Consider the following 13,662-nt stretch of genomic DNA (forward strand, 5'->3'; position numbering starts at 1 on the left):
TTTCCAGACGGTGGCATCGACCAAGGACCTGCCGGTACCCGGCACGATGAGCGCGCGGATCGACGTGCGCGCCCGGTTGCGGGTGTTCGATTTCGACGGGCTGCTCGTCCAGTCCAGCCGCGAGGTGTGGGACGCGCTGGAGCCCGAGATTCGCGGGGTTTCCGACGCCTATTGGCAGCAATGGCAGCGCTGTTTCGCCGACCAGCGCAGTTGGGCCACCGCCGACAATGACAAGATGGTCGATGTCGGAGTCGTGTTCCTGCGCGACCGGTTCCTGGATACGCTGGGCAATGCCTGGATCGAATCGATCGAGCGCTCGGTCGCGGCGGCCTATGCCGCCGACATTCCGCCGATGGCGCTGCTGTCGATGATCAACGCGAGTGACCGCGCGGCACTGGACGTGCTGTTCCGGCGCGTCGGCCGCGAAAGCGAGCGGCTGGCGGGGCTGATCGACACGCTGATGCGACTCTCGGCGCTGGAGAGCGACATTACAGTCGAAATCTACAACCTGTACCGCGAGCACAGCGCGCGGGTGGCGCGCGACCGGCTGGCGCTGGAATTCCACGACTCGATCGGCGCGACGGTGGAGCGTGCATCGCGCGAGGGCGACCAGTTGCGCGTGCAGGCGGTGCATAGCTCGGCCTCGGCGCGGGGCATGCTGGGCAAGACCAGCGAAGTCGCCGCTGCCGCCGAACAGTCCGCCGTGGCGATGCGCGAGGCGGCGCACACCGCCGCCGGGCTGATCCGCGCGATCGAGGATGCGCGCACCGAAGTGGAAGCCGCCGCCGAAATCGCGACGCGGGCCTCGGGTCAGGCGGGGGCTGCGGTCGGCATGTCGGAAATGCTGTCGGACCATGCCAAGTCGATCGAATCGATCCTGGGCCTCATCCGCGATATTGCCGGGCAGACCAATTTGCTGGCGCTCAACGCGACGATCGAGGCGGCGCGGGCGGGCGATGCGGGGCGCGGATTCGCCGTGGTGGCGCAGGAAGTGAAGAGCCTGGCGAGCCAGACCGCGCGCGCGACCGACGATATCGCCGCCAAGATTGCGGCGATACAGTCGGCCACGCGATCGACGGTGGAAACCAATGCCTCGATCCGCGCGACCGTGTCCGAAGTGCAGGAAAGCGCCAACCGCATCCGCGTGGCGATGGAAGTGCAGGCGCAGACCGTGACCGCGATCACCGCGGCAGTGGACGAAACCGCGCTCGCCGCCGATTCGATGTCGGCGACGATCGGGGCGATCCGCGAGGATACCGAAAGCGTCGCGAGCGAGATCGATCGCGTCGGCCAGGGCTTTGCCGCGCTCGACGGCCAGCTGGGCGCACTAAAGGGCAGCGCCAGCGATTTCGTGGCGAAAGTAGCAGCGTAACCAAGGAACCGACATGAGTATCGCACGCGCAACCGGGCATTGGAGCGGCGACGGCCGTTCGATCGACATGCATCGGCGCGACTATGACTGGGACGGCGCGTTGCTGTCCGGCTGCGCAGAGATCGCCACGTTGATGGCGGGGCGACAGGAAGCGATTGCGCGAACGATGGCCGCGCGCTTCCTGGAAATGCCCGCCAGCCTGCCGCTGCGCGACCGCTTCCGCAGCGAAGAGCATATCCAGCTGAGCGCCCGCTATGGCGAGATAAAATATGCCCATGCGTTCACCGAGCAATGGGTCGACATGGTGTGCAGCTTTGCCGCGATGACGCACAATGCCGGCATTCCGCTGCCCCCGATCATCGCCACGTTCGCCCACGCGCACAGCGCGACGATGCGCGCGCTGGCCGAGCAGCTTTCGGACCAGCCCGAGCGGCTGGCGCGGCTGTGCGATATCGTCCAGCGCGTCGCGATGGCCGAAGTCGAGCTGATGGCCGGGCACCTTGAGGCGCGCGACGCCGCCGAAGTGGTGGCCGAGCGCCAGGAGCGCGCGGACCAGTTCCGCGCGAGCATCGCCGAATCGATTCACGGCGCCACTGCGCTGGGCAACCGCATCCGCGTGCAGGCGCAGGGCGCGTCGAGTTCGGCGCGGGGCATGCTGGGCAAGACGAGCGAAGTCGCCGCCGCCGCCGAACAGTCTGCGGTTGCCATGCGCGAGGCGGCGCATACTGCCGCCGGGCTGATCCGCGCGATCGAGGATGCGCGCAACGAAGTGGAGGCTGCCGCCGAAATCGCGACGCGGGCCTCGGGTCAGGCGGGGGCTGCGGTCGGCATGTCGGAAATGCTGTCGGACCATGCCAAGTCGATCGAATCGATCCTGGGGCTCATCCGCGACATTGCCGGGCAGACCAACTTGCTGGCGCTCAACGCCACGATCGAGGCGGCGCGGGCGGGGGATGCCGGGCGCGGATTCGCCGTGGTGGCGCAGGAAGTGAAGAGCCTGGCGAGCCAGACCGCGCGCGCGACCGACGATATCGCCGCCAAGATCGCGGCGATCCAGTCGGCCACGCGCAGCACGGTGGAGACCAACGCCTCGATCCGCGCGACCGTGGCGGAAGTGCAGGAAAGCGCCAACCGGATCCGGGGGGCGATGGAAGTGCAGGCGCAGACCGTGACCGCGATCACGGCAGCAGTGGACGAAACCGCGCTCGCCGCCGATTCGATGTCGCTGACCATCGCCGCGATCCGCGAGGATACCAAGAGCGTGGCGAGCGAGATCGACACGCTGCAACGCGAAGTCACCGAAGTCGACGAGCGGCTGCACCAGCTCCACGGTGCTGCCGAGGCCTTCTCGAATACCGTCGCCGCCTGATCCTTCCGCTGGCTGCCCGGCTGGGCTAGGGAAGGGGAATGACGCATATTCTCTTGACCGGCAGCAGCCGGGGCATCGGCGCGGCGATCGCGCAGTCGCTGGGCGGTGACGGGGTGCGCCTGATCGGCCACGGCACCGCGAGCGGGATCGCGGCGGACTTCGCCGATCCCGCCGCGCCGCAGGCATTGTGGGACCAGGCGCTGGCGGCGCTGGACGGGCGGATCGATGTGCTGGTCAACAATGCCGGCGTGTTCGAGGCGGCGCCGCTCGACATGGACCATGGCGACTGGGTCGCGGCATGGGAGCGCACGCTGCGGATCAACCTGACCGCGTCGGCGGAGCTGTGCCGGCTCGCGGTGCGCCATTGGCAGGCCGAAGGCCGACCGGGCCGCATCGTCAACATCGCCAGCCGCGCAGCCTATCGCGGCGACAGCCCGGCGCACTGGCATTATGCCGCGTCCAAGGCGGGAATGGTGGCGATGACCAAGAGCATCGCGCGCGGCTATGCCCGCGACGGCATCCTGGCCTTTGCGATCTGCCCGGGCTTCACCATGACCGGCATGGCCGAGGACTATCTGGAGAGCCGCGGCGGCGACAAGCTGCTCGCCGACATCCCGCTGGGCCGGGTTGCCGAGCCTGCGGAGATCGCGACACTGGCCCGCTTCTGCGCGCTGGAGGCGCCAGCATCGATGACGGGCGCAGTATTGGACATCAATGGTGCGAGCTATGTCCGCTAGCGCCCGCCGCATCCTTCTCTGGGGACTTGCCGTGCTGGGCTTGCTGGCAGCGGGCGCGGTGCTCTTTCTGGCGGTTTCGGTGACGCGGCTCGCAGGTGGGCGTACGCCTGACCCCGCGCCGGTCGAAGCGAAGACTCCCGGCGAGCAGTTTGCGGTGGCCGAGGTCAACGCGCTTGCGGGAACGCCACTGAGCGAGATCGTCATCGCGACCGAGGCGTCGGTCCGGCGTGGCAGCGGCGGGCCTTATTCCGGCGGTCAGGACACCGACGCACGCAATGTCGTCCTGCTAGACAAGACCACGGGCGCGAACCGCAAGCTCCTTGCCGACAATAGCCGCCACATCGCCGCGCGCTATTATCTTCCCGCGTTGGAGGGGCCGGAAGAGCCCATCCGGGGCGACTATACGGTCGCAAGCGAAAACCCCGCCGACGGCGGCAAGCCGGTGGTGCCGCCGCGCGCCTATGTCGTTCTGGTCGTCGATGCGCTGGACCGCAAATCGCAGGACGTGCTGATCGGCGACCTGCGCACAGGGCAGCAGGCGTTCGTACTCAAAAGTATCGACGGGCTCGACCGGCTGTGGATGCAGAGCCCGACGCGCATGGGCATTCTGATGCGGCAGGGCAAAAGACTTCAGTACCGCGCGATCGACCTGCCCACGCTCAAGTCGGTCGCCGCGCAGACAGTGGATATCGGATAATGGCTAGTTGGAAACTCACGCTCCCCTGTACCCGTGCAGAGGCCGAAGCGCTCGATTTCGAAGATCCCGCGCTGGCGGAGATCACGCCCCTGCCGGTGCTGATGACCAGCGAGCGGGTCGAGGACGATCCCGACAGCTGGCAGCTGGAGGCGTTTTTCGAGGGCAAGCCCAACAGCGCGGCGCTGGCTGCGGTGGCCGCGCTGGTGCCGAGTGCGGCGGGCTCGAAGCTGGTCGCGGAGCGCATCCGCGATGCCGATTGGGTGACGCTGAGCCAGGCGGGAATCGAGCCGGTCCATGCCGGGCGCTTCTATGTCCACACCGCGACCAACAAGGGCGCCGTGCCCGAAGGCGCCAAGGCATTCCGCATCGACGCGGGGCTGGCGTTCGGCACCGGCACGCACGAGACGACGTCGGGCTGCCTGCTCACGCTGGGCGCGCTGAAGGACCGGGGCGCGGTGGTGCGCAACCTGCTCGACCTTGGCACCGGCACCGGGCTGCTCGCTTTTGCCGCGATGTATTTGTGGCCGCGCGCATACGCCACGGCATCCGACATCGATCCGCGATCGATCACGGTGACGGAGGAAAATGCCGCGATCAACGGCGTGGCGCTGGGCGAAGGCGCGAACCAGCTGGCGCTGGCTGCCGCGCCGGGGCTGGAGCATCCGCTGCTGATCGGGCGCGCGCCCTATGACCTCATCATCGCCAATATCCTGGCCGGGCCGCTGATCGAGCTGGCGCCGACCGTGGGCATGGCGCTGGCCGAAGGGGGCACGCTGATCCTCGCGGGGCTGCTCGAAGGGCAGGCGGACGCTGTGGCGCAGGCCTATCGCCGGCAGGGGCTGCGGCTCGCCGGGCGGCTCGATCGCGGGCATTGGCCGACGCTGCGGCTGGTCAAGCGCGCGCGCTATGGCGCCGAGCGGGTGACGCGGCCGAGCCGGGGCAAGGGCGAGGCGCCGGGCTTCGGCAGCTGGTGAAGCTGCCCGTCCCGGCCCGCGCGGACCTGCCGCCGCCGGGGCTGGCGCTGCTCGCCGAATGGCCGCGCGCTGCGTGGGGGCTGGGTCGGCTCGCGATCGGATGGCGCGGATTGCAGGATGCGCCGCGCGGCGACGGTCGGCCGGTGATGGTGCTGCCGGGACTGTTCAACACCGATCGTTCGAACCTGGTGCTGCGGCGCTATCTGAACGGGCTGGGCTATCGCGCCATCGGCTGGGGGCTGGGGCGCAATCTGGGCGCGCGGACGATTGGTGGCGACGGCGCGCGGCTGTTCGCGCGGGTTGCCGAAGTCCATGCCGAAATGGGCGTGCCGCTGACGCTGATCGGCGTGTCGCTGGGCGGAATCATGGCGCGGATCGTCGCGCACCGGCACCCGGACATGGTGCGACAGGTCATCACGATCAGCTCGCCCTTTGCCGGATCGCCCACCGCGACCAATGTGTGGCGCCAGTTCCAGTGGCTGACCGGCGAGCGGATCAGCGATGCGGCGGTGACGCAGCGGCTGGCCGAGGCGGCGCGCCCGCTGCCCGTGCCCTCGGCGGCGCTGTGGAGCCGCAGCGACGGGCTGGTCAACGGGCTGATCTGTCGCGAGCCCGACGGTGGCGATTGCCGCGCGATCGAGATCCGCAGCAGCCATTTGTTCGTCCAGATGAAGCCCGAGACCCTACGCGCAGTGGCCGCGCTGCTGGCGGATCAGCGCGGGTCGCCGGAATAGGGCGGGCAATCGCCGCCGCGCTTGCGGCATTCCTTTTCGTATTTGCGGCGCGCCTTGCCGTCCTCCGCCTCCTGCTTGCGCATCTTGCGGCCGTAATTGCGATCGGCTTCGTCCTGGCTGGTCGTCGTCCAATCGACCGCCTTGGCGCCTGCGCGCACCGGCAGCGTGACGACGTCCGCCGCCGCTTTGACGATGCACCCGCCCGCGAGCAGCGGCAGCAGCGCGACGAGGGGTATCAACACTTTGCGCATCATTTCGTTTCTCCACCCCCGGCCTGCGCCGCTGCGCGGGCCGCTACGCCAATATCAGGGTAATCGGTGAAGAAACCATCGACGCCAAGCGCAATAAAGCGTTCGATCTCTTCCGCCAGCCGGCCATGGACCGCAGGCCCGCCTTCGACGCGATAGGGCGGGAGCAGGAAGAAATTCTCTGCGCGGAAGGTCCAGGGGTGGAGCTTGAGTCCGGCGGCATGGGCATCGGCGACCAGCGTCGTGGGGGTGCCCGAGGCGGGCAGGATCATCGCCGTGTCGGGGCCGATGCCATAGGCATAGTCGGCGATCGCGCGCAGCCCATCGGGGGTGACCATCGCCGCATAGCTGGGCGCGGCATGATCGGCCGGGCCGCTTTCCGACGCGAGCAGCTGGATCAGCCGCACCCTGGTCATCGTCCTGAGCTGCTTGAGGTTATCCACTTCGAACGACTGGATGAACACCGGCGCATCGGCGCGGTCCCAGCCGGCCGCCTTGAGCGTGTCGACCAGCCGCGCTTCGAGCGGGAGGCCGATCGAGGCGAAATAGCTGGGGTGCTTGGTCTCGGGGTAGATGCCGATGGTGCGGCCCGTTTCCGCCGTCGCCTTTTTCGCCAGCGCGATGATCTCGTCCAGCGTCGGGATCGGGGCCTGGCCGTCATAGGCGGTGTTGCCCGGGCGGAATTTGGGCAGCCGTTCCTTCGCACGCAGCGTGCGTAGCTCGGCGAGCGTGAAATCCTCGGTGAACCAGCCGGTCATCGTCTGGCCGTCGATCGTCTTGGTCGTGCGGCGATCCGCAAATTCGGGATGCGCCGCGACATCGGTGGTGTCGGCGATGTTGTTTTCGTGCCGGGCGACCAGCACGCCGTCCTTGGTCTGCACCAGATCGGGCTCGATAAAGTCGGCGCCCTGCTCGATCGCCAGAGCATAGGACAGCAACGTATGTTCGGGCCGCCAGCCGCTGGCGCCGCGATGCGCGATGACGATCACCGGGTTGGCCTCCGACATTTTTCTCTCCTGCACGCCTGCACAGCCCGATAGCAGAACCAGCGCCAAACCCAGCAACGATCTCGTCATGAAACTCTCCATGCGGTAGGCGGTTAGGGCACGGATATTACGGTAGCGAGGCGAAGCGTGGCGGAAAATGACAGCGTGGTTGCGGCGGCCCAGGCGTGGCGCGGCGCGCCCATGGCGCTCGCGACGGTGGTGTCGACCTGGGGATCGGCCCCGCGACCGCGCGGCAGCCACATGCTGGTCCATGCCGATGGCCGGTTCGAGGGATCGGTGTCGGGCGGCTGTGTCGAGACCGACATATTGGCGACCGCCGCCGACGTGATCGCCGGCGCGCCTGCCGTAGTGAAGGACTATGGCATCGCCGATGCCGCAGCGTGGGAAGTCGGGTTGCCGTGCGGCGGCCAGATCTCGGTGTTGGTCCAGCCGGTATCGGCGGCGGGGTTTGATCCCGCCTTGTTCGATGCGATCGCGGTGGCGCGCGCGGCGGGTACGCCGTTCGACGTGGCGACCGACCTTGCGAGCGGGCGGAGCGTCGCGGCGGACGAAGGCGGATTCGTCAATCGCTATGATCCGCCGCGCCGGCTGCTGATCGTCGGCGCGGTGCAGATTGCCCAGACGCTGGCGGGGCTGGCGCGCGAGATGGGAATCGCGACGGTGCTGATCGATCCGCGCGCGCGCTTCCTGACGCCTGAGCGTTTTCCCGGCGTTACGCTCGACGATCGCTGGCCCGACGAGGCCGTGGCCGCACTGCGCCCCGATCGCGCGACGGCGGTGGTGACGCTGAGCCATGATCCCAAGATCGACGATGCCGCGCTGCTGGCGGCGCTGGCGCACCCCACGCGCTATGTCGCGGCGCTGGGATCGCGGCGCAGCCAGGCGGCGCGGCTGGAGCGGCTGGCGGCGCAGGGGGTGGCGGCGGAGGATCTTGCGCGGATCGAAGGACCGGCGGGGCTCAACATCGGCGCGATCGGCCCGGCCGAAATCGCGCTGTCGATCGCCGCATCCATGGTACGGCGCTTTCATGTTGACGCCTGAGACAGTCGCGCTCGTACTGCTGGCGGCGGGGCAATCGCTGCGCTTTGCCGATGCCGACAAGCTGGCGGAGCCGTTTCTTGGCAAGCCGCTGGCCTATCATGTCGTCACCACGCTGGAGAAGATGCCGTTCCTGACCCGGATCGCGATCGTGTCCGGCACGACGCTGGATTTCGGGGCGCGCGGGTATCGGGTGATCGAGAATCCCGATCCGTCGCTCGGGCAGGCGCGGTCGCTGTGCTGCGGCGTCGAGGCGGCGCGCGCAGCGGGGGCGGCGGGCGTGCTGGTCGTGCTGGCGGACATGCCGCGCGTGACGGCGGCGCATATCTATCGGATGTTCGATGCCGACCATGGCGCCGCGACGATCGTGGCATCGAGCGACGGGGTGCGCCCGATGCCGCCGGCGCTGTTCGGCAGCGACCAGTTCGACGCGCTGCTCGCGCTCAAGGGCGATGCCGGCGCGCGCGACCTGATCCTGCGCGGCCGGCACGTGGTGGCGAGCCCGGCGGAACTGGTCGACATCGACACGCGCGAGGATCTGACCGCGCTGCGCAGGCTGTATGGGGTGCGCAGCGACGGTTCCTGACGCGGAACCGTCGCCGTGCCTATTCGTGCCGCAGTGCGTCGATCGGATTGAGCCCGGCGGCGCGGCGCGCGGGGAAATAGCCGAAGACCACGCCGATCAGCGCCGACACCGCAAAGGCGATGACGTTGATCTGCGGTTCGAACATCCATGGCACCTGCATCAGCGGCGCTAGGCCCAGCACCACCAGCTGCGCCACCACCAGCCCCACCAGCCCGCCAAGGCACGACAGCACCACGGCTTCGGTGAGGAACTGCATCAGCACTTCGCTCGCCACCGCGCCGATCGCCAGGCGGATGCCGATTTCGCGCGTGCGCTCGGTCACCGAGACCAGCATGATGTTCATGATGCCGATGCCGCCCACGACCAGGCTGATCGCGGCCACGGCGGTGACGATCGAAGTCAGCAGCGTCGTGATTCCGGTCAGCGTCGCGCTGATCTGCGCGGTGTCGAAGATGTTGAAATCATCCTGCTTGCCGCCGGTGATGTTGCGCCGCTCGCGCAGCACCTGGGTGATCGATGCCTGGACCTGGGTGCTGTCATAGGCCGGGTCGAAGCCGACCAGCATCAGCCGGATGTCGCGGTTGCCGGTGAAGCGGCGCTGGACCTGCTTGATCGGCATCAGCACCACATCGTCCTGGTCGCCGAAGCCGCCCTGGCCCCGCGTCGAGAGCATGCCGATGATGTCGCACGAAATGCCGTTGATCCGCATCCGCTGGCCCACGGCATCGCCGCCGCGAAACAGGTTGGTGCGCACGGTGTTGCCGATGATGCACACGCCCTTGCCCGCCTGTTCCTCTTCGCGGGAAAAGATGCGTCCCCCCGTCAGTGGCCAGGGCTGGACGCCGAAAAAGGCATTGGTGGTGCCGTTGATCGTCGTGGACCAGTTGGCGCCTTGATAGATCGCGGTGCCGGTGGTCTGTGCCTGGGGCGCGACGGCGGTGACGCCGGCGACCTGATCGGCGATCGCGGTGACGTCGGCTTCCTCGAAATCGGGCGGGCGCGGGCCGCCGCCGCCGCGGCCGAAGCCCTGGCCGGGGCGAATCTGGAGGATGTTGGTGCCCAGGCTCGCGACCTGTTGCTGCGCGGCGGCAGTGGTCGCCTTGCCCAGCGTGACCATCGCCACCACGGCGGCGACGCCGATGATGATGCCCAGCGTCGTCAGGAATGAGCGCAGCTTGTGCCGGAAGATCGAGCGCACGGCGAGGAGGAAAGTGGTGCCGAGCATCAGGCGGGCTCCGTCACGTTCGAGTCGATCCGCTCGACCAGCCCGTCCTTGAAATGGACGAGGGTGCGCGCGAATGCCGCCATGTCGGGCTCATGCGTGACCATCAGCACGGTGATCCCGCTGGTCTGGTTGAGATCGGTCAGCAGCCGCATGATCTCGACCGAGCGTTCGCTGTCGAGGTTGCCGGTCGGTTCGTCCGCCAGCAGCACGTCGGGGCTCGTCACGATCGCGCGGGCGATGGCGACGCGCTGTTGCTGGCCGCCCGAAAGCTCGGCGGGGGTGTGGTCCCACCATTTCGCCAGTCCGACCTTGTCGAGCGCGGCCATCGCCGCATCGCGCCGCGCCTTCTTCGCGTCGCCGCGATAGAGCAGCGGCAGCTCGACATTCTCCAGCGCCGTGGTGCGCGCGAGCAGGTTGAACCCCTGGAACACGAAGCCGAGATATTTGCGGCGCAGCAGCGCGCGCTGGTCGCGGTCGAGCCGTTCGACATGCACGCCCTTGAACAGGAACTCGCCGCCGCTGGGCACGTCCAGGCATCCCAGGATGTTCATCGTGGTCGACTTGCCCGAGCCCGAGGGGCCCATGACGGCGACGAAATCGCCGGCATGGATGTCGAGGTCGATCCCCTTCAGCGCCTGGAACTGGGTTGCGCCCTCGCCATACACCTTGGTGACGTTGCGCAGGCGGATGATCGGCGCGTCATTGTCCGCCACGCTGGCCTCCACCGGCGCCTGCGCCGCTGTTGCCTGCGCCACCGCCCTGACGGCGTTGGCCGCTGCGCGGGCCGCTGCCGCTGGCGAGCTGGCCGGTGATGACCTTCATGCCGGGCTTCAGCTCGCCGCCGGTGATTTCGGTCACGGTGCCGTTGGTGTCGCCGATCGTCACCTGCACCGCCCGGGGCTGGCCATCGTCGCCGAGCACGTAGAGCGTCTGGCCCGCGCCGCGCGACGTGGTCGCGGTCTTGTCGGCGCCGCTGCTGCCACGCGGGCGGCGCATCATCAGCGATCCGGTGATGCCGCCCCCCCCGGCGGAGGGAGATCCCTTCGCCTCCGGTACCGCAGGCGTGAAGCGCAGCGCGGCATTGGGCACCAGCAGAACGTTGGGCCGCGATTTGGTGACGATTTCTGCCGTCGCGGTCATGCCGGGGCGCAATTGCTGGTCACGATTGGCGACGCTGAGCCGTGCCGCATAGGATACGACCTGGCTGCTCGTCGTCGTGCTGGTCGTGCTGCTCGAGCTGGACGCCGACAGGTTCGAGCCGAGATCGACGCGCGTGATCGTGGCGGGGAAGGTCTTGCCGGGAAAGGCATCGACGGTGAAGCTGGCGATCTGCCCCTGCTTGACCGAGCCGACATCGGCCTCGTCGATCGCGACCTCCAGCTGCATCGCCGACAGGTCCTCGGCGATGACGAACAGCGTGGGGGTGTTGAACGATGCGGCCACGGTCTGCCCCTCGTCGATCGTCCGCGCCAGGACGACGCCGTCCACGGGCGAGCGGATGACCGCCTTGTACCGCTGCGTCTGGTTCGAGGAGAGCGCGGCGCGCGCGGACACGACATTGGCCTGCGCCGCGCGCAGTGCCGCGACCGAGCGCTGGACGGTGGCGCGCGCGGTGGCGAGTTCGGTTTCCGCCGGAACCTTGCCGCCCGACAGGCGCCGCACTTCCTCAAGCCGGGCGAGCTGGGCCTGCGATTCGGCGACGGTCGCCTGCGCCTGTGCCACCTGGGCGATATTGGCGTTCAGCGCCGCATCGCTCTGGGTGATCGCATCGTCGAGGCGCGAGGTGTCGAGCACCGCCAGCGGCTGGCCCTTCACCACGCGGTCGTTGACGTCGACGGTGACTTTCTCGACCAGCCCCGACAGTTCGGAGCCGACATCGACCTGGTTGGTCGGCGCGAGCTTGCCCGTCGCCGCGACCGTGACGGTCAGGTTGCCGCGCTGGGCCTCTTCGGTCGCATATTGCGTGACCGTGGTGGCGCCGAACACCAGCTTCCACACCAGCAGCGCGGCGAGCAGCACGCCGAGTGCCACCAGCAGCCATTTGAGATAGCGCCGCCACCAGGGCCGCGCAGGCGTGCCGAGGAATTCGTCGAGGTTTGCAGTCGGTTCAGTTGCCATCGGCGGTGCTGCCTGAAGTGGAGGGTGCCTGGGGAGTGACGCTGGAATCCCAGCCGCCGCCCAGTGCCAGATAGAGCTGGATCAGGGCAGTGGACTGGTCGGACTGGGCCTGGGACAGGCCGTTACGCGCCGAAAGCAATCCCGCTTCCGCCTGGTTCAGCGTCGTGAAATCGGTGAGGCCCGAGCGATATTGCATCCGCGCGAGCAGCGCCTGGTTGGACGATGCATCGAGCGCGATGCGGAACTGCGTCTCGCGCTGTTGTGCCGATTGGAGTGCGACCACGGCGTTCTCGATATCCTCGAGCGAGGTGAGAACGGTCTGCTTATAAGTTATGAAGGCGCTGTCGGCGGCCGCCTCCGCCGTGCGGACCTGGCTGCGCAGGCGCCCGCCGTCGAACAGCGTCTGGGCGATGTTGCCGAACAGCCGCCCGGTGATGACGTCGAAGATCGATTCGAGCGCGCTGCTGCTCGCGCTGATGCTGCCGCCGATCGACAGCGCGGGATATAGCTGCGCGCTTGCCACGCCGATCCGCGCGCTGGCGGCGGCGAGGTTGCGTTCGGCGGAGCGGATGTCGGGACGCTGGCGCAGCGCCTCTGCCGGGATGCCGGCGGCGACCGATGCGGGGCCGCGCGGGATCGGGCGCGGTGCCTCCAGCAATCCCTTCAGTGCGCCGGGGGCCTGGCCCGTCAGCACCCCGAGCCGCGAGACCGAGCTGTTGTAGCTCGCCTCCAGCGAGGGGATGGTCGCGGCGGTCTGGGCGCGCTGGGCGCGGGCCTGTTCGGCGTCGATCGACGTCACCAGCCCCGCCTGCACCCGCCACTGCGCGATCTGGAGATTGTCGTCCTGGATGCGCAGCGTGTCGCGGGCATTGGCCAGCTGGGTCTGGGCGAGCCGCGCCAGCACATAGTTGCGCGCCGTCTCCGCCTCTACGGAGATCAGCACCGAGGCATAGTCGAACCCCGAAGCCGCATAGCTTGCCCGCGCCGATTCGACGCCGCGCCGCACCCCGCCGAAGATGTCCGCCTGATAATTGACGGTGCCGGACAGAGAGAAGCTGTTGGTCGCCCCCTGCGAGAACGACGTCACGGTGCCGTCGGCGAGGGTGATGTTGGTCGATCCGCCGCGGATCGGCTCGTTGCGGTTCGCGCTGCCCGATGCGCTGAGCGACGGGAACAGCGACGCGCGCTGCTGCACCAGCGATTCGCGCGCCTGGCGCAGCCGGGTGACGGCCTGTGCCACGTCCAGGTTCGCCGCCTGTGCGCGCTCCACCAGGTCGCCGAGCACCGGATCGTCGAAATTGCGCCACCACAGGCGCAGATCGTCGCGGGCGCGCTGGTCGGCGGGGACCGAGTAGCTGTCAGGCACGCCGAGCTGGGCCGCAGTGCGGGGGTGATAGTCCGGGCCGGCCGCACACGCCGCCAGGGGCAGCGTGAGCGACAGGATCAGGGGGGAGGGGCGGCAACGCATGGCGCATTGAATGGTCCGGGCGCGCAACGAGTTCCAGCATTATAATGTCGCAAAATGTCGCAAGGGGCTGCGTGGGGGCAAGATTTGTT

General features: G+C 68.6%; 14 protein-coding genes. 8 read left to right on the forward strand and 6 right to left on the reverse strand.

The window, feature by feature from the left end:
* Positions 1 to 46 precede the first annotated feature (46 nt).
* The 6 genes from ACG3SL_RS00720 to ACG3SL_RS00745 are packed head-to-tail and all read left to right on the forward strand — an operon-like array spanning position 47 to position 5,883.
* Positions 47 to 1,372, forward strand: a complete 1,326-nt coding sequence (locus tag ACG3SL_RS00720) for a methyl-accepting chemotaxis protein (protein WP_448665204.1) — start codon at positions 47 to 49, stop codon at positions 1,370 to 1,372.
* A 13-nt stretch (positions 1,373 to 1,385) separates the two neighbouring features.
* Positions 1,386 to 2,741: a methyl-accepting chemotaxis protein gene (locus ACG3SL_RS00725; RefSeq protein ID WP_448663234.1), complete on the forward strand. Its 1,356-nt coding sequence runs from the start codon at positions 1,386 to 1,388 to the stop codon at positions 2,739 to 2,741.
* Between the two features lie 38 nt (positions 2,742 to 2,779).
* Positions 2,780 to 3,478 (forward strand): SDR family NAD(P)-dependent oxidoreductase, encoded by a 699-nt coding sequence (locus ACG3SL_RS00730; protein WP_448663235.1) that lies wholly within the window; start codon positions 2,780 to 2,782, stop codon positions 3,476 to 3,478.
* Complete coding sequence (locus tag ACG3SL_RS00735; protein ID WP_448663236.1) at positions 3,468 to 4,175, forward strand: hypothetical protein; 708 nt, start codon at positions 3,468 to 3,470, stop codon at positions 4,173 to 4,175. Before ACG3SL_RS00730 ends, ACG3SL_RS00735 begins: the two co-directional genes overlap by 11 nt.
* Positions 4,175 to 5,149: a 50S ribosomal protein L11 methyltransferase gene (locus ACG3SL_RS00740; protein WP_448663237.1), complete on the forward strand. Its 975-nt coding sequence runs from the start codon at positions 4,175 to 4,177 to the stop codon at positions 5,147 to 5,149. Before ACG3SL_RS00735 ends, ACG3SL_RS00740 begins: the two co-directional genes overlap by 1 nt.
* Positions 5,146 to 5,883: an esterase/lipase family protein gene (locus ACG3SL_RS00745; RefSeq protein WP_448663238.1), complete on the forward strand. Its 738-nt coding sequence runs from the start codon at positions 5,146 to 5,148 to the stop codon at positions 5,881 to 5,883. Before ACG3SL_RS00740 ends, ACG3SL_RS00745 begins: the two co-directional genes overlap by 4 nt.
* On the opposite strand, the gene ACG3SL_RS00750 is transcribed toward ACG3SL_RS00745, so the two are convergent.
* Positions 5,862 to 6,134, reverse strand: a complete 273-nt coding sequence (locus ACG3SL_RS00750) for a hypothetical protein (protein ID WP_448665205.1) — start codon at positions 6,132 to 6,134, stop codon at positions 5,862 to 5,864. The two genes, ACG3SL_RS00745 and ACG3SL_RS00750, sit on opposite strands and share 22 nt — an antisense overlap.
* Entirely contained in the window at positions 6,134 to 7,207 is a 1,074-nt protein-coding gene (locus ACG3SL_RS00755; protein ID WP_448663239.1) for a glycerophosphodiester phosphodiesterase, read from the reverse strand. Before ACG3SL_RS00755 ends, ACG3SL_RS00750 begins: the two co-directional genes overlap by 1 nt.
* Positions 7,208 to 7,264: 57 nt before the next feature.
* Between ACG3SL_RS00755 and ACG3SL_RS00760 the strand changes: the two genes are divergently transcribed.
* Both ACG3SL_RS00760 and ACG3SL_RS00765 read left to right on the forward strand, forming a co-directional pair.
* A complete protein-coding gene (locus tag ACG3SL_RS00760) occupies positions 7,265 to 8,179 on the forward strand; it encodes an XdhC family protein (RefSeq protein ID WP_448663240.1) in 915 nt (304 codons plus the stop codon).
* Positions 8,166 to 8,762, forward strand: coding sequence for a nucleotidyltransferase family protein (locus ACG3SL_RS00765; protein WP_448663241.1), 597 nt, complete (start codon positions 8,166 to 8,168; stop codon positions 8,760 to 8,762). The genes ACG3SL_RS00760 and ACG3SL_RS00765 overlap by 14 nt, the downstream gene beginning before the upstream one ends.
* A 19-nt stretch (positions 8,763 to 8,781) precedes the next feature.
* Here ACG3SL_RS00765 and ACG3SL_RS00770 read toward each other — a convergent pair whose 3' ends face one another.
* The 4 genes from ACG3SL_RS00770 to ACG3SL_RS00785 are packed head-to-tail and all read right to left on the reverse strand — an operon-like array spanning position 8,782 to position 13,573.
* Positions 8,782 to 9,987: an ABC transporter permease gene (locus tag ACG3SL_RS00770; RefSeq protein WP_448663242.1), complete on the reverse strand. Its 1,206-nt coding sequence runs from the start codon at positions 9,985 to 9,987 to the stop codon at positions 8,782 to 8,784.
* Complete coding sequence (locus tag ACG3SL_RS00775; protein ID WP_448663243.1) at positions 9,987 to 10,742, reverse strand: ABC transporter ATP-binding protein; 756 nt, start codon at positions 10,740 to 10,742, stop codon at positions 9,987 to 9,989. Before ACG3SL_RS00775 ends, ACG3SL_RS00770 begins: the two co-directional genes overlap by 1 nt.
* Positions 10,687 to 12,105 (reverse strand): efflux RND transporter periplasmic adaptor subunit, encoded by a 1,419-nt coding sequence (locus ACG3SL_RS00780; RefSeq protein WP_448663244.1) that lies wholly within the window; start codon positions 12,103 to 12,105, stop codon positions 10,687 to 10,689. The genes ACG3SL_RS00775 and ACG3SL_RS00780 overlap by 56 nt, the downstream gene beginning before the upstream one ends.
* On the reverse strand, positions 12,095 to 13,573 hold the full coding sequence (locus tag ACG3SL_RS00785) for an efflux transporter outer membrane subunit (RefSeq protein WP_448663245.1): 1,479 nt from the start codon (positions 13,571 to 13,573) through the stop codon (positions 12,095 to 12,097). The genes ACG3SL_RS00780 and ACG3SL_RS00785 overlap by 11 nt, the downstream gene beginning before the upstream one ends.
* Between the last annotated feature and the right edge of the window lie 89 nt (positions 13,574 to 13,662).

The organism is Sphingomonas degradans, assembly GCF_053502645.1.

What these genes read in the sequence shown, in the direction of transcription:
- ACG3SL_RS00740 (WP_448663237.1), top strand. Translation starts at nt 4,175, where the DNA reads ATGGCTAGTTGGAAACTCACGCTCCCCTGTACCCGTGCAGAGGCCGAA.
- ACG3SL_RS00750 (WP_448665205.1), bottom strand. Translation starts at nt 6,134, where the DNA reads ATGCGCAAAGTGTTGATACCCCTCGTCGCGCTGCTGCCGCTGCTCGCG.
- ACG3SL_RS00780 (WP_448663244.1), bottom strand. Translation starts at nt 12,105, where the DNA reads ATGGCAACTGAACCGACTGCAAACCTCGACGAATTCCTCGGCACGCCT.
- ACG3SL_RS00785 (WP_448663245.1), bottom strand. Translation starts at nt 13,573, where the DNA reads ATGCGTTGCCGCCCCTCCCCCCTGATCCTGTCGCTCACGCTGCCCCTG.
- ACG3SL_RS00725 (WP_448663234.1), top strand. Translation starts at nt 1,386, where the DNA reads ATGAGTATCGCACGCGCAACCGGGCATTGGAGCGGCGACGGCCGTTCG.
- ACG3SL_RS00770 (WP_448663242.1), bottom strand. Translation starts at nt 9,987, where the DNA reads ATGCTCGGCACCACTTTCCTCCTCGCCGTGCGCTCGATCTTCCGGCAC.
- ACG3SL_RS00755 (WP_448663239.1), bottom strand. Translation starts at nt 7,207, where the DNA reads ATGACGAGATCGTTGCTGGGTTTGGCGCTGGTTCTGCTATCGGGCTGT.
- ACG3SL_RS00735 (WP_448663236.1), top strand. Translation starts at nt 3,468, where the DNA reads ATGTCCGCTAGCGCCCGCCGCATCCTTCTCTGGGGACTTGCCGTGCTG.
- ACG3SL_RS00720 (WP_448665204.1), top strand. Translation starts at nt 47, where the DNA reads ATGAGCGCGCGGATCGACGTGCGCGCCCGGTTGCGGGTGTTCGATTTC.
- ACG3SL_RS00765 (WP_448663241.1), top strand. Translation starts at nt 8,166, where the DNA reads ATGTTGACGCCTGAGACAGTCGCGCTCGTACTGCTGGCGGCGGGGCAA.
- ACG3SL_RS00730 (WP_448663235.1), top strand. Translation starts at nt 2,780, where the DNA reads ATGACGCATATTCTCTTGACCGGCAGCAGCCGGGGCATCGGCGCGGCG.